Source organism: Streptomyces sp. NPDC041970, assembly GCF_055588985.1.
Genome location: NZ_JBVJCD010000034.1, coordinates 51,532 through 69,838, shown reverse-complemented (window position 1 = coordinate 69,838; position 18,307 = coordinate 51,532). Strand labels below are relative to the sequence as shown.

The window sequence follows — 18,307 nt, the reverse complement described above, 5'->3', positions numbered from 1 at the left end:
GGGGGGGGGGGGGAGAGGGGGTCCCTTGCTGTGGGGGGGGGGGGGGGGGGGGGGGGGCTTTGGGGGGGGGGGGGGGGGGGGGGGGGGGTCCCCCCCCCCCCCCCCCCCCCCCCCCACCCCCTTTCCGTCCCCCCGTCGCGCGCGGGCGGCCTCAGTCGGCCGTCGGCGTGGCGGCGCGCAGCGCGATCGCCCGCTGCATCGCCTTGCGGGCGCGCGGGGTGTCCCTGGCGTCCTGGTAGGCGACCGCGAGCCGGAACCAGGCGCGCCAGTCGTCCGGGGCGTCCTCGGCCTCCTCGCGGCGCTTGGCGAAGACGGCGTCGGCGGAGTCCCGGTCGATGCGCCCGGAGGGGGTGCGGGCCAGTTCGTCGACCGGCAGGCCGCCCTCCGCGTCCAGCTCCGCGGCCAGGGCGTTGGCGCGGCGGACGAACTGGGTGTTCTTCCAGAGGAACCAGACGCCGATCACCGGCAGGACCAGCACGGCGACGCCGAAGGCGATCGTGACCAGCGTCCCGTGGCGGATGAGCATCAGGCCGCGGCTGCCGACCAGGACGAAGTAGAAGACCAGGACGGCGGCCGTGGCGATGTAGGTGATCTTTGCGCGCATGGGGGCTCAGTCAGTTCAGGTCGAGGAAGTGTTCCAGGCCGAAGGTGAGGCCGGGAGTGGAGACCACGCGGCGGACGCCGAGCAGGACGCCCGGCATGAAGCTGCTGTGGTGCAGGGAGTCGTGGCGGATGGTGAGGGTCTCGCCCTCGCCGCCGAGGAGCACTTCCTGGTGGGCCAGCAGGCCGCGGAGCCGGATCGCGTGGACCGGGACGCCGTCGACGTCCGCGCCGCGCGCGCCGTCCAGGGCGGTGGCCGTGGCGTCCGGCTGGGGGGCGCTGCCGGCCTTCGCGCGGGCCGCCGCGATGAGCTGGGCGGTGCGGGTGGCGGTGCCGGAGGGGGCGTCGGCCTTGTTCGGGTGGTGGAGTTCGACGACCTCGACGGACTCGAACCAGCGGGCGGCCTGCTCCGCGAACTTCATGGTCAGCACGGCGCCGATGGAGAAGTTGGGGGCGATCAGGACGCCGGTGCGCGGGGACGCGTCCAGGAGGTCGGTGAGCCGCGCGAGCCGTTCGTCGGTCCAGCCGGTGGTGCCGACGACGGCGTGGATGCCGTGCCGGACGCAGAAGTCGAGGTTGTCCATCACCGAGTCGGGGGTGGTCAGCTCGACGACGACCTGGGCGCCGGCGCCGGTCAGGGCCGTCAGCTCGTCGCCCCGGCCCAGGGCCGCCACCAGCTCCAGGTCGTCGGCGGCCTCGACGGCCCGTACGGCCTCGGAGCCGATGCGGCCCCTCGCACCGAGAACGGCTACGCGCAGCTTGCTCATCTTGCTTCCTTAGGGGTTAGGAGACCGCTGCGTGGAGGCGGTCCGCCTGCTTGTCCTTGAGCGGGCCGATGACCGAGAGCGAGGGGCGGCGGGTGAGGAGTTCGCCCGCCACCGCCCGTACGTCGTCGGGGGTGACCTCGGCGATGCGCGCGAGCATGTCGTCGACCGACATCTGCTCGCCCCAGCACAGCTCGCTCTTGCCGATGCGGTTCATCAGGGCGCCGGTGTCCTCCAGGCCGAGGACGGTGGAGCCGGAGAGCTGGCCGATGGCGCGGGCGATCTCGTCGTCGTCCAGGCCGTGCGCGGCGACCCGGTCCAGCTCGTCGCGGCAGATCCCGAGCACGTCGTGGACCTGGCTGGGGCGGCAGCCCGCGTACACGCCGAAGAGGCCGCAGTCGGCGAAGCCCGAGGTGTACGAGTACACGCTGTAGGCCAGCCCGCGCTTCTCCCTGACCTCCTGGAAGAGGCGCGAGCTCATGCCGCCGCCGAGGGCGGTGTTGAGGACGCCGAGTGCCCAGCGGCGCTCGTCGGTGCGGGCGAGGCCGGGCATTCCGAGGACGACGTGCGCCTGCTCGGTCCTGCGGTTCAGCAGCTCGACCTTGCCGGCGGTGCGCAGGGCGCGCGATCCCCGCCGCGGGGCCATGGGGACGGCGTCGTGCCGGGAGAGGGCTCCCGCGCGCTCGAAGGCGCGGCGGACCCGGCGTACGACCGCGGCGTGGTCGACGTTGCCGGCGGCGGCGACGACGAGGCGCGTGGGGTCGTAGTGCTTCTTGTAGAAGCGGGCGATCCGGCCCCGGTCGAGCGCGTTGATCGTGTCGACGGTGCCGAGGACCGGGCGGCCGAGGGGGGTGTCGCCGAGCATGGTGTGCGCGAACAGGTCGTGCACACAGTCGCCCGGATCGTCCTCGGTCATCGCGATCTCCTCGAGGATGACGCCGCGCTCGGCGTCCACGTCCTCCTCGGCGATGAGCGAGCCGGTCAGCATGTCGCAGACCACGTCGATGGCGAGCGGCAGGTCGGTGTCGAGCACCCGCGCGTAGTAGCAGGTGTACTCCTTCGCCGTGAAGGCGTTCATCTCGCCGCCGACCGCGTCGATCGCGGAGGAGATGTCGAGGGCGGTGCGCTCGGCGGTGCCCTTGAAGAGGAGGTGTTCGAGGTAGTGGGTCGCGCCGTTCAGCGCGGGCGTCTCGTCGCGTGATCCGACGCCCGCCCAGATGCCGAAGGTGGCGGACCGGACGGAGGGCAGGGTCTCGGTGACGATCCGCAGACCGCCGGGGAGGACGGTGCGGCGGACGGTGCCGATGCCGCCGGCGCCCTTGAGGAGTGTTTGGGTACGGGCGACGGCCCGCCCCTCGGAGGAGGGGCGGGCCGTCGTCACGGGACTACGGGACGTCACTGGGAGGCGTCGTCCTTCTGCTCGTCGGCCTCTTCGCCCTCGATGACGGGGATGAGGGAGAGCTTGCCGCGGGAGTCGATCTCGGCGATCTCGACCTGGACCTTGGCGCCGACGCCGAGGACGTCCTCGACGTTCTCCACGCGCTTGCCGCCGGCGAGCTTGCGGATCTGCGAGATGTGCAGCAGACCGTCCTTGCCCGGCATGAGCGAGACGAACGCACCGAAGGTGGTGGTCTTGACGACCGTGCCCAGGTAGCGCTCGCCGACCTCCGGCATGGTCGGGTTGGCGATGGCGTTGATCGTGGCGCGGGCGGCCTCGGCCTGCGAGCCCTGCTGGGCGCCGATGTAGATCGTGCCGTCGTCCTCGATCGTGATGTCGGCGCCGGTGTCCTCCTGGATCTGGTTGATCATCTTGCCCTTGGGGCCGATGACCTCGCCGATCTTGTCCACCGGGATCTTGACGGTGATGATCCGGGGGGCGTTCGGGGACATCTCGTCCGGGACGTCGATGGCCTCGTTCATGACGTCCAGGATGTGCAGACGCGCGTCACGGGCCTGCTTCAGCGCGGCGGCCAGGACCGAGGCGGGGATGCCGTCGAGCTTGGTGTCGAGCTGGAGCGCGGTCACGAACTGCTTGGTGCCGGCGACCTTGAAGTCCATGTCGCCGAAGGCGTCCTCCGCACCGAGGATGTCGGTGAGGGCGACGTAGTGGGTCTTGCCGTCGATCTCCTCGGAGATCAGGCCCATGGCGATGCCGGCGACGGCGGCCTTGAGGGGCACGCCGGCGTTGAGCAGGGACATGGTGGAGGCGCAGACCGAGCCCATGGACGTCGAGCCGTTGGAGCCCAGCGCCTCGGAGACCTGGCGGATCGCGTAGGGGAACTCCTCGCGCGAGGGGAGCACCGGCACGATGGCGCGCTCGGCGAGCGCTCCGTGGCCGATCTCGCGGCGCTTGGGCGAACCCACGCGGCCGGTCTCGCCGACCGAGTACGGCGGGAAGTTGTAGTTGTGCATGTAGCGCTTGCGCGTCACCGGGGAGAGGGTGTCGAGCTGCTGCTCCATGCGGAGCATGTTGAGGGTGGTGACGCCCAGGATCTGGGTCTCGCCACGCTCGAACAGCGCCGAGCCGTGCACGCGCGGGATGGCCTCGACCTCGGCGGCGAGCGTACGGATGTCCGTGACGCCGCGGCCGTCGATGCGGACCTTGTCCTTGATGACGCGCTCGCGGACCAGCTTCTTGGTGAGCGCGCGGTACGCGGCGGAGATCTCCTTCTCGCGGCCCTCGAAGGCCGGGAGGAGCTTCTCGGCGGCGATCTCCTTGACGCGGTCCAGCTCGGCCTCGCGGTCCTGCTTGCCGGCGATGGTGAGCGCCTGGGCCAGCTCGGAGGTGACGGCGTCGGCCAGGGCGTCGAAGACGTCGTCCTGGTAGTCGAGGAAGACCGGGAACTCGCCGACCGGCTTGGCGGCACGGGCGGCCAGCTCGGACTGGGCCTTGCAGAGCGCCTTGATGAAGGGCTTCGCGGCGTCCAGACCGGCGGCGACGATCTCCTCGGTGGGAGCCTCGGCGCCGTCCTTGACGAGCTGGATGGTCTTCTCGGTGGCCTCGGCCTCGACCATCATGATCGCGACGTCGCCGTCCTCCAGGACGCGGCCGGCGACGACCATGTCGAAGACGGCGTCCTCCAGCTCGGTGTGCGTCGGGAAGGCGACCCACTGGCCCTTGATCAGGGCGACGCGGGTGGCGCCGATCGGGCCGGAGAAGGGCAGGCCCGCCAGGATGGTCGAGCAGGAGGCGGCGTTGATCGCGACCACGTCGTACAGGTGGTCGGGGTTGAGCGCCATGATCGTCTCGACGATCTGGATCTCGTTGCGCAGGCCCTTCTTGAAGGAGGGGCGCAGCGGGCGGTCGATCAGGCGGCACGTGAGGATCGCGTCCTCGGAGGGCCGGCCCTCGCGGCGGAAGAAGGAGCCGGGGATCTTGCCGGCGGCGTACTGCCGCTCCTCGACGTCCACCGTGAGGGGGAAGAAGTCGAGGTTGTCCTTGGGCCGCTTGGAAGCGGTGGTGGCCGACAGCACCATGGTGTCGTCGTCCAGGTACGCGACGGCGGAGCCGGCGGCCTGCTTGGCGAGGCGGCCCGTCTCGAAGCGGATGGTGCGGGTGCCGAAGGTTCCGTTGTCGATCACGGCTTCGGCGTAGTGGGTCTCGTTCTCCACTAGTGATTTCTCCATACTCGTCGTCTTTCGTCCTGCCGCCCGTGTGGCGGAGGACGGTGCGGGAGAAGCGCACCGTTATGCGGGCCGGTCTTCGATCGAAGCTCCCGGAGCGTTCTTCCGGGGGCCACTACCGAGGACCGGCGGCGGCGTCGACGCGCCTCTCCCTGGTCTCACCGTGCTGGTCGCACTGTCCTACTGGTCGTGCTGGTGTCGCACACCCAGGTTACTGAGCTTGACACCGGTCGTGCACGTACGGCAAAGGGAGCGGTCCCCTCGACCTCGGGAACCGCTCCCCTTCACAGCGTCCTTACTTGGCGCCGCCGGCCGCGCCGCGGCGGATGCCGAGGCGGTCGACGAGGGCGCGGAAGCGCTGGATGTCCTTCTTGGCCAGGTACTGCAGGAGGCGGCGACGCTGGCCGACGAGGATCAGCAGGCCACGACGGGAGTGGTGGTCGTGCTTGTGCGTCTTGAGGTGCTCCGTCAGGTCCGAGATCCGGCGGGAGAGCATGGCGACCTGGACCTCGGGGGATCCGGTGTCGCCCTCCTTCTGGGCGAAGTCGGCCATGATCTGCTTCTTCGTAGCGGCGTCGAGCGGCACGCGTACTCCATCTTTGGTGTTCGAAGCGCCTACGAGTGCCCCTGGTCTTGATCGCAGGGGGGCTTCCGTGACTCGGAGGCGAAGGTCCGATGAGCGCAGTCCCCAGGATGATCCGAGGACGCGTACACAAACGGCCACTGCACAGAGTACCAGCCGTTCGGGTCACGCCCCGCCGGACGTCAGCCGGTGAGGGCGCGGGCCCGGACGAAGACGTCGAGGACGGCCAGGCAGAGCGGGACCAGCGAGAGCAGTACGGCGCTCTCGGCGAGGTCCAGGAGGCGGCCCCAGAAGGGGGAGAGGCCCTTGCGCGGGATGACCAGGCCGACCGCGGTGAGCAGGGCGGCCCCGGCGGCCACGGACGCGGAGAGCCAGATCGTACGGACGTCCAGGGCGCCGCGGTCGCCGTAGCGGACCAGGTCGTGCAGCAGGTCGGCCGGGGGGTTCAGGCAGAGGCCGAGGACCAGGAGGGCGATGGCGCCGATGCCGGCCACCAGGGCGCAGGCGACCTGGGCGGTGTAGCGGAAGAGGCGCGCGCGCAGCAGCATGGCCAGTCCGGCGGCCAGGGCGAGGAGCCGGCCCCATACGTCGTCGGAGAAGCCGAGGACGGCCGCCGAGCCCACCACGACGGCCGCGCAGCCGCCGACCAGGCCGAGGAGCATCTCGTGGCCCCGGCGGGCCTGGGCGGCGATCCGGTCGGCGTCCACCGGCTCCGGGTCGCCCTCGGGGGCGTCGGGGTCGTCGTCGTAGCCGACGGGGGCGGTGCGCGGGGAGGCGTACCCGACGGGCAGCCGGGCGAAGCGGGCGGAGAGGCCCGGCAGGAACGCGACCAGGCCGAGGGCGACGGGGGCGCAGACGGCGGCGGTCCCGGTGGCGGAGGCCTCGGTGAGGATCGCGGCGAAGGTGGCGAGGGTCCCGACGGCGGCCAGGAAGGTGGCCGCGACGAAGGGGGCGTCGCCGCTGGGGGTGAGGGCGACCAGGACGACGGAGGCGACCAGCACGGCGACGCAGCCGAGCAGGAACTGGAGGCGGCCCGGCCCCTGGCCCGCGTCCGGCCCGACGGCGCCGGAGCCGGCGATGAGGACGAGCGGGAGCGCGCCGAGGCCGAGGGCTACGGCGGTGGCGCGGTCGCCGTAGACGCGGGCGCGCACCCCGGCGAAGGCGGTGAGCAGCAGTCCGGCGGAGCCGGCGACGATGCCGGGCAGGCCGTGCATGTCGTGGCGGACGGGGTCGGCGTACCAGAGCACGAGGGCCATCAGGACGAGCAGCAGGACGCCGCCGGCCAGGCCCGCGCCGCGCAGCAGGTCGTCGCTCCACAGGTGGCGGTCGCGGGTGACGGCGGAGGCGACGGCGTCGGAGACGTCGTCGAAGACGGCGGGCGGCAGGGACTGGGCGAAGGGGCGCAGGCTGAGGATCTCGCCGTCGAGGACCTGCTGTCCGCCGAGGGTGCGCGCGCCGTCCAGGACGGTCCCGTCGCGGCGGACCAGGTGGTAGCCGGTGGGCGTCCCGGCCGCCTGGGTCTGGCCGGTCAGGCGCAGGACCTCGGGGTAGACGTCGGCGACGGGGAGGTCCTCGGGGAGGGCGACGTCGATCCGGCTGTCGGGCGCCACGACGGTGACGCGGCAGAAGCCCGTCGCTGCGGTCGAACTCACGTGTCTGGTCCCCCTGATTCGCGGTTGCGCACGGTGCGCGCGCCACCCTACCGGGAGGGGTCGGGGCGGCCTGCACGTAGGATCGCCGTCGCGCTGGCGGACGTCACGCGCACACGCAGCCACGGGGGCGTCGGCGCGGAAGCAGGCCGGCCACCCGCCCGTCCGCACTGAGGGATTGGTGTTCGGTGAGCCAGATCGTCGTGAAACGGCCCCCGCGGTCGCTGCCGCCGGAAGTACCGGCGGAGGAGCTGACGTTGGAGGCCCCTCCGGAGCTGCCGCGCGGGCAGCAGGAGGGGATGCTGATGCAGATCCTGCCGGTGCTCGGCATGGGGTCGTCGGTGGTCTTCTTCTTCTCTCCGCAGGCCCCTCCGTTCATGCGGATCATGGGGGTGCTGATGCTCGTCTCGACGGTCGGCATGGTGGTCGCCCAGCTTGTCCGGTATCGCCGCGGTACGCAGGGGCAAATCGCGGATGTCCGCCGGGACTACCTCAAGTACCTGGCGCAGACGCGGCGCGCGGTGCGGCGCACGGCGCGCCGCCAGCGCGACGTGCAGTTGTACCTGCACCCGTCCCCGGAGCAGTTGTGGTCGGTGGTGGCGGAGGGCTCCCGCCTGTGGGAGCGGCGGATCGGCGACAAGGACTTCGCCCAGGTGCGGATCGGTCTGGGCGCGCAGCGGTTGGCGACGCCGCTGGTGGCGCCGGAGACGGCCCCGGTGGACGAGCTGGAGCCGATGTGCGCCGGGGCGATGCAGAAGTTCCTCGCGGTGCACGGGTCGTTGGACGGGCTGCCGATGGCGGTCTCGCTGCGGGCCTTCTACCACGTGACGGTCTCCGGCCAGCCGGAGGCGGCGCAGGCGGCGGCGCGGGCGATGGTGGCGCAGTTGGTGACGCTGCACTCCCCCGAGGACCTGGTGGTCGCCGTGGTGGCGGCTCCGGGCGCGGTGGAGCGGTGGGACTGGACGAAGTGGCTGCCGCACACGCAGGTGCCGGGGCAGATCGACGGAGCCGGGACGAAGCGGCTGTTCGGCGACGACCTGGGCGAGTTGGAGCAGTTGCTGGCGGGCCGGTTGGAGGGGCGGCCGCGGTTCGGGCGGGAGAACCGGCCGTTGCTGGACCAGCCGCACGTGGTGGTGGTCCTGGACGGCGGGATGGTTCCGCCGGACTCGTTGTTCGCGGCGGCCGAGGGGTTGCAGGGGGTGACCGTCGTCGAGGTGGTCTCCGGTGAGCTGGACGAGCCGCGCGGCGGCCTGTCCGTGGTGGTCCGGCCGGGGGTGCTGCGGCTGGAGTCGGGGCCGGGGCTGGCGTACGAGGGGGTGCCGGACGCGATCTCGCTGCCGGCGGCCGAGGCGTTGGCCCGGCAGTTGGCGCCGTTGCGCACGGGCGGGGGCGACGACGACGAACCGCTGCTGGCGAACCTGGACTTCACGGAGCTGCTGAACCTGGGCGACGCCGCTTCGGTGGACGTGGCGCGGACCTGGCGGCCCCGGTCGGCCTCGGAACGGCTACGGGTGCCGATCGGGATCGGCGAGAGCGGCGAGCCGGTGATGCTGGACCTGAAGGAGGCGGCGCAGGAGGGCATGGGGCCGCACGGGCTGTGCGTCGGCGCGACGGGGTCGGGGAAGTCGGAGCTGCTGCGCACGCTGGTGCTGGGGCTCGCGGTGACGCACTCCTCGGAGACGCTGAACTTCGTGCTGGCGGACTTCAAGGGCGGCGCGACGTTCGCGGGCATGTCGCAGATGCCGCACGTGGCGGCGGTGATCACCAACCTGGCGGACGACCTGACGCTGGTGGACCGCATGGGCGACGCGATCCGCGGTGAGCTCCAGCGGCGGCAGGAGCTGCTGCGGTCGGCGGGGAACTACGCCAACATCCACGACTACGAGAAGGCGCGGGCCGCGGGCGCGGCGCTGGAGCCGCTGGCCTCGTTGGTGCTGGTGATCGACGAGTTCTCCGAACTACTCACCGCGAAGCCGGACTTCATCGACATGTTCATCCAGATCGGCCGCATCGGGCGGTCGTTGGGGGTGCATCTGCTGCTGGCCTCGCAGCGCCTGGAGGAGGGCAAGCTGCGCGGCCTGGACACCTATCTCTCCTACCGGATCGGGCTGCGGACCTTCTCGGCCGCGGAGTCGCGCACGGCGCTGGGGGTGCCGGACGCCTACCACCTGCCGTCGGTGCCCGGTTCGGGCTACCTCAAGTTCGGCACGGACGAGATGACCCGCTTCAAGGCGGCGTACGTGTCGGGGACGTACCGTACGGGCGGTCCGGACCTGTCCGTGGGGCAGTTGTCGGTGGAGCGGCGGCCCGCGGTGTTCTCGGCCGCCCCGGTGCCGGTGGTGTACCGGGCGCCCGATCCCGAGCGGCTGGCCGCGGAGGCGGCGCGGGCGCGGGCGGACGACGACGCGCTGGCCGACACGGTGCTGGACGTGATCGTGCGGCGGCTGGAGGGCCAGGGGGTGCCGGCGCACCAGGTGTGGCTGCCGCCGCTGGACCGGGCGCCGACGCTGGACCAGTTGCTGCCGGGGCTGGCGGCGACGGAGGAGCGCGGGTTCTCCGCGACCGAGTACGCGCGTCCGGGCGGGCTGGTCGTGCCGCTGGGATTGATCGACAAGCCGTTCGAGCAGCGGCGCGAGGTGCTGTACCGGGACTTCTCCGGGGCGGCCGGCCATCTGCTGGTCGTGGGCGGCCCGCAGTCGGGCAAGTCGACGCTGACGCGTGCGCTGATCGCGTCGTTCGCGCTGACGCACACCCCGCACGAGGTGCAGTTCTACGGCCTGGACTTCGGCGGCGGCGGGCTGGTCGCGCTGGAGGGGCTGCCGCACGTCGGCGGGATGGCCTCGCGGCTCGACCCGGAGCGGGTGCGGCGCACGGTCGCCGAGGTGGCGGGGATCCTGAACCGGCGCGAGGAGTTCTTCCGCGCGCACTCCATCGACTCGATGGCGACGTACCGCCGCAGGCGCGCTCGGGGCGAGCTGCCCGGCGAGGCGTGGGGCGACGTGTTCCTGGTGGTGGACGGCTGGAGCGCGTTCCGGTCCGAGTACGAGATGTTGGAGCAGACCGTCACCGATCTCGCCTCGCGCGGGCTCGGGTACGGCATCCACCTGATCGCCACGGCGGCCCGGTACATGGAGATGCGGGCGGCGCTGAAGGACCAGATGCTGGGCCGGCTCGAACTGCGCCTCGGCGACACCATGGACTCCGAGTTCGACCGCAAGGTCGCGGCGAACGTCCCCGCGGGGATGCCGGGTCGCGGGCAGGTGCCGGAGCGGCTGCACTTCATGGGCGCGCTGCCGCGCGTCGACGCGGTCAGCTCCTCGTCCGACCTGTCGGAGGGGACGGAGGCGTTCGTCGCCTCGGTGCGGGACAACTGGTCGGGCCCCTCGGCGCCGGCCGTGCGGCTGCTGCCGCGGCTGCTGCCGGCGGACCGGCTGCCGAAGGGGCACGAGTCCCCGGAGCGGGGCATCGCGATCGGCATCGACGAGACGGCGCTGGAGCCGGTGTTCGTCGACTTCGAGACGGACCCGTTCTTCCTGGTCTTCGGCGACAGCGAGTCCGGCAAGACGAACCTGCTGCGGCTGATCGCCCAGCGGATCGCCGAGCGCTACTCCCCCGACGAGGCGAAGCTCGTCGTCGGCGACTACCGGCGGGCGCTGCTGGGCGCGCTGCCGGAGCGGCACCTGCTGGAGTACGCGCCGATGGCCAGTTCCCTGCAGATGCACATGGAGGCGCTGGCGGGGGTGTTCTCCCGGCGGCAGCCGCCCGCGGACGTGACGCCCCGTCAACTGCGGGACCGGAGCTGGTGGACGGGTCCGCAGATCTTCATCATCGTGGACGACTACGACCTGGTGGCGACGAACGCGGGCAACCCGCTGGCGCCGCTGGCGGAGTACCTGCCGTTCGCCCGCGACACCGGGGTGCGGTTCATCATCGCCCGCAGCTCGGCGGGGGCGTCGCGGGCGATGTACGAGGGGTTCATGCAGCGCGTCAAGGAGTTGGGCGCGCAGGGCGTGGTGCTCTCCGGCGATCCGGGCGAGGGCGAGCTGATCGGCCCGGTCCGCGGCCACCCGATGCCGCCGGGGCGGGGGTACTTCGCCTCGCGGCGGCGGGGCGCCCCGATGGTGCAGATCGGGCGGCTTCCGGACGAGCGGTGAGGCGCCGTGCGGGCGTGCGCCGCCGAACCGCGTCCGGGCGGCGGGGTTCGGCGAGGATAATCTGCGACGGGCGAGGAGGACGTCCCCCCGTGGCACGAGAGAGAGGCGACTGATGGGCACCCAGCAGGAGAAGGACGAGCTGTACGCACTCGACATCTCGGGGGTGGAGTGGCTGAGCGCCCCCGGCACGGAGGACGAGGAGGAGCGGGTGGAGATCGCCCATCTGCCCGGCGGCGCCGTGGCGATGCGGTCCTCGTTGGACCCGGACACCGTGCTGCGCTACACGGAGGCCGAGTGGACCGCCTTCGTCCTCGGGGCGCGGGACGGCGAGTTCGACCTGAAGTAGCCGGTACGGCTGACGCGGGAGGGGCACGCTCGGCCACGAGCGTGCCCCTCCCCGGCCGTCCGCTCGGCCGGCACCGGCTGACGGGACGTCAGAAGCCTTCGGTGAACAGGCCGGACGCCTTGACGTCGGTGGCGCGGTAGCTGTCCTTGCCGTTCTCGATGATCTTGGCGACCATGTCCAGGCGCTTCTGCATGTCGTCGGCGCGCTTCTTGTACTTGCCCTGGAGCACGACGTACTCCGCGTGCGCCTCGCCGTCCCAGGTGCCGGTGACGACCTTGAGGGCGTCGTCCATCTCGCGCAGGTCGTCGACGATGTTCTTGGAGACCTGGCGGATGCGGTTCGCCATCTCCTGGACGCTCTCGTACCTGACCTTGGTGTTGTTCGGGTCCCCGGACATCAGTGTTCTCCCGTGTGTGGTGAGGATCGGTGGTGGAAGGACTCAGATGCCGTTGAGGGCGGAGTCGTTCTTGACGGCGTTGAAGGCCGCGTAGACCTCGTCGTCGTTGGCGTTGCTCAGGTTCTTGGTCTGGCCCACGGCGTTCATGAGCACCTGGAGCAGGCGCCGGATCGTGTCGTGGTCCTCGTTGACCTGGATCTGTGCGGAGGTGAACCCCGCCGCGCCGACGCCCGTCCAGCCCGCGCCGGCCGTGGCGAGGATGTCGGCGAGCTCACGGGACTGCCGGGAGACGGCGTTGGCCGTTTCGATGATCTTGTTCTGCGCCTTGACGACCGGATCGTCGGCCAGTCCGAATCCACCGTTGGGGCTGCTCATCCGAGGGTCCTCTCGATCACTTTCCGGACCTGTCCGCGCTGCGCGGCAGGTCTTCCCTGTCCCCCGTGTGATCCGGATCAGGAGTGGGGTCCGGGAGCGGTCCCGCGGTGCGCGGCACCGCTCCCGGAGGCGGACTCGGCCACTTCTCGTTCCCCCGTCACACACGTGAAGTCTGCTACCACCCTAGCCACTTCGCCCTCCCGCCCCAACCGCCTTCGCGCCAAGAGAGCTACCTCACCCGGCGGCTGTCTCAGCGCGGGGTGCGCCGCCGCCGGACGTCGCGGAGGACCGTGGCGACGCCCGCGACGACCGAGACGAGCACGGCCGCGAGGGCGAGCGCGTAGGTGGCGTACCGCTCGTCGCGCTCCTGGGGGGTCTCGGACAGGGCCAGGTGGGCGGGTTCGGGGGCGGGCGGCTTCGGCAGGGGCGGGTCGGGGCGCGGGGACGGGATCGGGGCGTCGTCCTCGTCGCCGGCGAGGGCGCGGACCGGGTCGACGACGCCCCAGCCGACGAACGGGTCGTGGCCGGTGATGGAGCGCTCGGCGGTCTGCTCGATGCGCGCGATGATCTCGGCGGGCTTCCAGGCGGGGTACTTGGCGACGAGGAGGGCGGCGACCCCGGCGACGTACGGGGCGGAGAAGCTGGTGCCGTTGTCGGTGCACTGGCCGAAGCCGGGGACGGTGGAGACGATGTCGACGCCCGGCGCGGCGACCCCGACGAACGCGCCGGCCTGGGAGAAGGGCGCCCGCTCGTTGTTGCGGTCGGAGGAGGCGACGGCGAGGACGCCGTCGAAGGCCGCCGGATAGGTGTTCTTCTGCCTGCCGTCCATGCCGTCGTTGCCGGCCGAGGCGACGACCACGACGCCCGCGGCGATCGCGCGGGCCACGGCCCGGCCCAGGGCGGAGTCGGGCGAGAGCGGTTCGGCGGTGTCCTGGGAGATGTTGATGACGTCGGCCTTCTGGGCGATCGCGTGGTCGATCGCGGTGGCCATGGTGGTGTCCTTGCCGCTGTTCCTCTCGTCGTTCTGCCGGATCGGGATGATGGTCGCTCCGGGGGCGAGGCCGACGAACCCGGTGCCCCTGGCGGGCCGCGCGGCGATGATGCCGGCGACCTTGGTGCCGTGGCCGATCTCGTCGGTGGTGCCGTCCGCCTCGCCGCCCTTGAGGAGGTTGCGGCCGGCGCGGGTGTCGACGGCGGTGCGGAGCTGCGGGTTGGCGTCGTCCACGCCGGTGTCGATGACGGCGACCCTGACGCCCTCGCCCCTGGTGTCCTGCCAGAGTTCGTCCAGCAGCACGCGCTGGAGCGACCAGGGGCGCCCCTCGAACTGCTTCTTCATGGGGAAGGTGCACTCGCCGCCGCCGTCGATGCCCAGCTCCGCGGCGGCGGGATCCCCGCTCGCGTGGGCGGCGTGCGGAGCGGCCAGCACCGCGAGCGCTGCGGCGGCCGCCACCGGGAGGCGTGCGGTCTTCCGGTACGCCATGTGTTCCTCTCCCCCGAGTCGTACGTCGGTCCGGCGCGCGTCGTCCCGACGGCCCGCCGGGGCGGTCAGTGGTCAGGAGCCCTGCGGCTGCCGGGCGCTGTTGGTGTCGAGCCGGGGGCCCTTGGCCAGCCAGTCGGACCACTCGATGGGGACGAGCGCGGGCGTCACCTTCTCGTAGCCGAGGCGTATCTGGGCCTGGCTGGGCTCGGGCCTTCCGTCCTGGCTCTTCTGCTGGCCCGCGCCGATGTCGGAGCGCTCGGCGTCGCTGTCGCCGTTGGCCTGCACCGCGTACCGCAGTCCGGTGTCGGTGACCAGGAACAGCGACCCGTCCGGGCGGGACTGCCCGGTGCGCACCTGCGTGTAGAGGAGGCCAGTGCCGGGGGTGACGTAGGTGCTGGTGCCCCCGGCGTTGATGTCGGCCGGATAGCCGGTCCCGGCCCAGGTGGACAACGTGGTGCGCCCCCGCTCGTCGACCCCGGTGAGCACGTTGCAGACGGTGTCCCGAGCGGCGGCGCCCCCGGTCGCGTTGGCCTGGACCGCCTTGCGCTCGGGCCAGCGCGGGGCCTGCCCGGCGAACGGCCGCCCGTCGGGGACGAAGTCCTGCAGGCCCACGGCGCGGGCCTCGCTGTCCAGGTTGAGCCGCGCGGTCTGCGGGGAGTTGATCAGCAGCCAGGCGGTGAACTCGGAGACCGGCCGGACCGTGCGCTCCAGCACCACGTAGTGCTGGGCGCCCTCGCCCGTACGGGTCCTGAGGACCATGCCGACCCTGTTCTCCTCGGCCGACAACTGGCCCGGCACCCGCGCGGGCGCGCCGACGGCGCCGGGGATGCGCGGGAAGGCGATGGGGTCGCCCTCGTGGAGGGTGGCCAGCCAGTCGTCGGTGACGGGCTGCGGAGTGCGGCTGCCGACCAGGGCGTTGGTGAGGTGGCCGTTGTCGGCGGCGGTCTCGTGCACCGGGTAGCGGGTGCCGCTCGCGTCGACGAGGTAGCGCGCCCGGCCCTTCTGCCCCTGGACGTACAGCACATGTCCCCCGGTGAGCCGCTCCTCGCCCTCGGTGCGCCCGCCGTCGCGGTCCGCGAGGACGAAGGCCGCCTTCTGCACCGTGTCGCCCTTGCCGCCGGGCTGCACGCAGACCGCCCACCGCTTGGCGGCGCCCGCGTCGTCCGGCTCCGGGAGGCGGTCGGGGGCGTAGGGGATGCCCAGGATCGGGCCGCGCGGCGGCTTGCCCGCGTCGAGGACGTCGTCGGCGACCTGCACGACGCCGAACCGCTGCGGGGTGAGCAGGAGGCGGGCCGAGGCCAGGTTCAGCACGGGGTGGAGGAGGTTCCTGCGGTCCTCGCCCTTGCCGGTGGGGAGCACCACGTACCGGGTGGTGGACTTCTTGCCCACGATCACCTTGGCGCCGGGCTCGTCCCACCCCTTGGGGGCGGTCGGCTTGAACATGCCCCAGGCGCCGAACCCCGCGAGGATCAGCGCGCCGACGATCAGGCTCGGGAGCACCGCCCGCAGGGGTCGGGGGGCGCCCTCCTCGCTGCCGGTGGCGGACGGTTGGAGGAATGCGGCGACCGTGCGCTTCTTCGCAAAGGTGTACGCGTTGAGCTCGTCCCGCCGTGATGCCATGAGTCTGTCCGTCCCCCGTGTCTCCCCGCGCGGTACGGGAGGGGGCGCGCGCCCCTCGCTCCCGTGCCGGACCTCCGATGCCGGACCCTGCCGCCGGACCGGCCCCTACTATGCCTGCCGGCGCCGGGCCGCGGCGGGCCGGGTAGGGTGATCCAGCCCCCAAGCCCCCGGCGGGCGGGGGCGATCGGGTTGACCGTGGGGCTGACGAACGGGGGGAGAGCCGGATGATGGCTTCCGCGACGCGGACGCGTCGGACCGGGCGCGGGGCCTCCTCGGGGGCCCGCGGAGCGGGGTCGCCGCCGCAGCGGCGCCGGGCCGCGAGGACCGCGCCGGACGCGTCCGCCGGGCCGGGCGGATCGGCCGTCCCGCGGCGGTCCGGGCGCGCCGGGGCGTTCGGTTCGTTCCGATTGCAACAGCTCGTCCTCATCGAGGCGGCCGCCGCCCTGCTGCTCACCGCCTGGGTGACCGAGCCCCTGCTCCTCGCCCCGGCCGGGGTGGTCGCCGCGGTGCTGGTGCTGCTGGCCGTGGTCCGCAGGCAGCGGCGTTCGCTGCCGGAGTGGTTGGGCACGGTCGTCGCCCTGCGGGCGCGCACCCGGCGGGCCGCGGCCCTCGTGCTCCCGCCGGACGTGGAGCCGGGGTTCGCGCCCGCGGTCGAGTGCGATCCGGCGCTGTCCACCAGTTCCTTCAGCGACCGCGACCGGCGGCCGGTCGGGCTGGTCGGCGACGGGACGTTCCTCACGGCCGTCGTCCGGGTCGAGGCGGACGGGACCGCGCTGCGGCCGGACCGCTCGGCCCGCCCGCTGCCGCTGGCCCTGGTCCGGGACGTCCTGGAGGTCGACGGCATCCGGCTGGAGTCCGCGCAGATCGTCCAGCACACCCAGCCCGCCCCCGCACCGCACCTCCCGCCGCAGTCCGTCGCCGTGCGCAACTACGCGCCCCTGCAGGCCCGGACCGGGTCGCCGGCGCTGCGGATCACCTGGATCGCGCTGAAGCTCGATCCGGAGCTGTGCCCGGAGGCGGTGGCGGCGCGCGGCGGCGGACTCCTGGGCGCGCAGAAGTGCGCGGTGCGCGTGGCCGACCAGTTGGCGAGCCGGCTCACCGGCGCCGGCTTCCGGGCGACGGTGCTCACCGAGCAGGAGCTGACGCAGGCCGTCGCCACGTCGGCGTGCGTCAGCCCGATGGCGATGGCGCAGGCCGGGCGGGCCGGGGCCACGGCCCGGCGCACACGGGAGACGGCGCGCACCTGGCGCTGCGACGACCGGCGGCACACCACGTACTGGGTGGCGCGCTGGCCGCAGTTGGGCGGCGGCGGTGCGTCGATGCCGCAACTGGTGGCGCTGCTCACCTCGCTCCCGGCGCTGGCCACGACCTTCAGCCTGACGCTCGGGCGGGGCGACCGGTCCGAGGTCGAGGTCGCCGGGCACATCCGCGTCACCGGCCGCAGCGACGAGGAACTCGTCGCGTCGCGCCATGAGTTGGAGCGCACCGCGCGCGGGGTGAGGACCGCCCTGGTGCGGCTCGACCGGGAGCAGGCGCCCGGCGTCCTCGCCACCCTGCCGCTGGGCGGCACGCGGTGACGCCGGGCGCGGTGGTGCGGGCGCGCCCGGCGGCCCCGGTGCGCGCGTACGGGAAGACGGCCGGCGGGACGCAGAGGAGCAGGTGCTGATGTCGACTCCTTCGGGGTCCGGGACGGCGGGCGGGCGGGCCCGCCGCGGTTTCGGGCTGATCGGTCCGCGGCGCGGCCGCCACACCCTCTCCCTGGACGAACTGGGCTCGCTGGGGCTGCCGGTGGGCGACGACGGCGTGGTGATCGGGGTGGACGCCGAGGACCGCCCCGCCGTCCTGGGCCTCAACCGGCCCACCCCCTACGAGGTCACGCTGATCGGCGGCCTCTGGACGGCCCAGGTGCTGGCGCTGCGCGCCGCCGCGACCGGCGCGCGGATCGCGGTGGAGACCGGCCGGGCGCAGACGTGGACCACCCTGGCGCAGGCGGCGGGCGGCGGCCAGCCGTGCGTCTCACTGCACGACGTCGGCCGGGTGCCGCCGCAGGGCGCGTCCGCCGGTTCGCCGGTGGTCGTCGTCCGCGACTGCGGGATGCGGCCGCCGAGGGGCCGGGTGGTGTCGGGGCCCTGGCAGTCCGTGGTGACGCTGCTGCCCTATCTCAGCCCGGTGGCGCCCCGCCTGATGAAGAAGTCGGCGCTGGTGGGCGTCCAGCGGGTCTCCCCGGACGAGGCGGCGCAGATCGGCCGCATCCTGAACCTGTCGCCGACCGAGTCCGAGGCGCTGTCCACGCTGGCCGACGGGGTCACCCTGTGGTGCGCCGGGCAGGACCGGCAGTTCGTGATGACACGGGCCACGGACGCCGAGACGGGCCTGCTGGGCGGCGCGCGCCGGATGGACTGACCCGCGTGCGCCGGACGGGCCGGGGCCGCGCCCGCGCGCGTACGATCCGCCGAAATGCGGCGCTCCGCGCGCCCGCTTGTCCGCACCTGCGCGCTTTCGTCCCGCTCTCCGCCCGCCGCCGTCGCGCACCCGGCCCGCCGGCGGTCGGCGGGCGGTCCGGCGGGCCGGTCGTACGGGGGCGAACGCCCTGCCTGAGTTCGCCCGATGGCGATTAGGGTGGGTGGGGCGCGGAAGAACCACGAGCGGGTGACGCGCGTCGCAAGGGGGAGAGCCGGGCGGACCGGACATCGGTAGCGGTCGCCCCCGCCCACC

At 73.2% G+C, this 18,307-nt stretch carries 14 protein-coding genes; 4 read left to right on the top strand and 10 right to left on the bottom strand.

Translation table 11 applies throughout. The annotated features are described in order from the left end of the window. Positions 1 to 151 precede the first annotated feature (151 nt). The 6 genes from ACZ6EJ_RS18130 to eccD form a co-directional block, all read right to left on the bottom strand. Complete coding sequence (locus ACZ6EJ_RS18130; protein WP_469268199.1) at positions 152 to 604, bottom strand: tetratricopeptide repeat protein; 453 nt, start codon at positions 602 to 604, stop codon at positions 152 to 154. Positions 605 to 614: 10 nt separating this feature from the next. Then, on the bottom strand, positions 615 to 1,367 hold the full coding sequence (dapB, locus tag ACZ6EJ_RS18125) for a 4-hydroxy-tetrahydrodipicolinate reductase (RefSeq protein ID WP_469268198.1): 753 nt from the start codon (positions 1,365 to 1,367) through the stop codon (positions 615 to 617). A gap of 16 nt (positions 1,368 to 1,383) precedes the next feature. Next, on the bottom strand, positions 1,384 to 2,763 hold the full coding sequence (locus ACZ6EJ_RS18120) for a M16 family metallopeptidase (protein ID WP_469268195.1): 1,380 nt from the start codon (positions 2,761 to 2,763) through the stop codon (positions 1,384 to 1,386). Then, a complete protein-coding gene (locus ACZ6EJ_RS18115; RefSeq protein ID WP_469268200.1) occupies positions 2,760 to 4,976 on the bottom strand; it encodes a polyribonucleotide nucleotidyltransferase in 2,217 nt (738 codons plus the stop codon). The genes ACZ6EJ_RS18120 and ACZ6EJ_RS18115 overlap by 4 nt, the downstream gene beginning before the upstream one ends. A 307-nt stretch (positions 4,977 to 5,283) precedes the next feature. Then, positions 5,284 to 5,574: a 30S ribosomal protein S15 gene (rpsO, locus tag ACZ6EJ_RS18110; RefSeq protein WP_355880623.1), complete on the bottom strand. Its 291-nt coding sequence runs from the start codon at positions 5,572 to 5,574 to the stop codon at positions 5,284 to 5,286. A gap of 179 nt (positions 5,575 to 5,753) precedes the next feature. Further along, positions 5,754 to 7,223: a type VII secretion integral membrane protein EccD gene (gene eccD / locus ACZ6EJ_RS18105; protein ID WP_469268193.1), complete on the bottom strand. Its 1,470-nt coding sequence runs from the start codon at positions 7,221 to 7,223 to the stop codon at positions 5,754 to 5,756. A gap of 185 nt (positions 7,224 to 7,408) precedes the next feature. On the opposite strand from eccD, the gene eccCa reads away from it, so the two are divergent. Next, on the top strand, positions 7,409 to 11,374 hold the full coding sequence (gene eccCa, locus ACZ6EJ_RS18100; RefSeq protein ID WP_469268191.1) for a type VII secretion protein EccCa: 3,966 nt from the start codon (positions 7,409 to 7,411) through the stop codon (positions 11,372 to 11,374). Positions 11,375 to 11,486: 112 nt separating this feature from the next. Further along, on the top strand, positions 11,487 to 11,720 hold the full coding sequence (locus ACZ6EJ_RS18095) for a DUF397 domain-containing protein (RefSeq protein ID WP_469268189.1): 234 nt from the start codon (positions 11,487 to 11,489) through the stop codon (positions 11,718 to 11,720). 88 nt (positions 11,721 to 11,808) lie between these two features. Here ACZ6EJ_RS18095 and ACZ6EJ_RS18090 read toward each other — a convergent pair whose 3' ends face one another. The 4 genes from ACZ6EJ_RS18090 to eccB form a co-directional block, all read right to left on the bottom strand. Continuing rightward, positions 11,809 to 12,117, bottom strand: a complete 309-nt coding sequence (locus tag ACZ6EJ_RS18090; RefSeq protein ID WP_469268187.1) for a WXG100 family type VII secretion target — start codon at positions 12,115 to 12,117, stop codon at positions 11,809 to 11,811. A gap of 42 nt (positions 12,118 to 12,159) precedes the next feature. Further along, the gene (locus ACZ6EJ_RS18085) at positions 12,160 to 12,492 is read right to left on the bottom strand and encodes a hypothetical protein (RefSeq protein ID WP_469268185.1); all 333 of its coding nucleotides are present in this window, start codon (positions 12,490 to 12,492) and stop codon (positions 12,160 to 12,162) included. A gap of 250 nt (positions 12,493 to 12,742) precedes the next feature. After that, positions 12,743 to 13,972: a type VII secretion-associated serine protease mycosin gene (mycP, locus tag ACZ6EJ_RS18080; RefSeq protein WP_469268183.1), complete on the bottom strand. Its 1,230-nt coding sequence runs from the start codon at positions 13,970 to 13,972 to the stop codon at positions 12,743 to 12,745. Between the two features lie 72 nt (positions 13,973 to 14,044). Continuing rightward, on the bottom strand, positions 14,045 to 15,592 hold the full coding sequence (gene eccB, locus ACZ6EJ_RS18075; RefSeq protein WP_469268182.1) for a type VII secretion protein EccB: 1,548 nt from the start codon (positions 15,590 to 15,592) through the stop codon (positions 14,045 to 14,047). Positions 15,593 to 15,819: 227 nt separating this feature from the next. On the opposite strand from eccB, the gene eccE reads away from it, so the two are divergent. Both eccE and ACZ6EJ_RS18065 read left to right on the top strand, forming a co-directional pair. Then, positions 15,820 to 17,169 carry a type VII secretion protein EccE gene (gene eccE / locus ACZ6EJ_RS18070; RefSeq protein WP_469268180.1) on the top strand — a complete coding sequence of 450 codons (1,350 nt, stop codon included), beginning with the start codon at positions 15,820 to 15,822 and terminating at the stop codon, positions 17,167 to 17,169. An 88-nt stretch (positions 17,170 to 17,257) separates the two neighbouring features. Then, the gene (locus ACZ6EJ_RS18065) at positions 17,258 to 17,995 is read left to right on the top strand and encodes a hypothetical protein (protein WP_469268178.1); all 738 of its coding nucleotides are present in this window, start codon (positions 17,258 to 17,260) and stop codon (positions 17,993 to 17,995) included. Positions 17,996 to 18,307 lie beyond the last annotated feature (312 nt).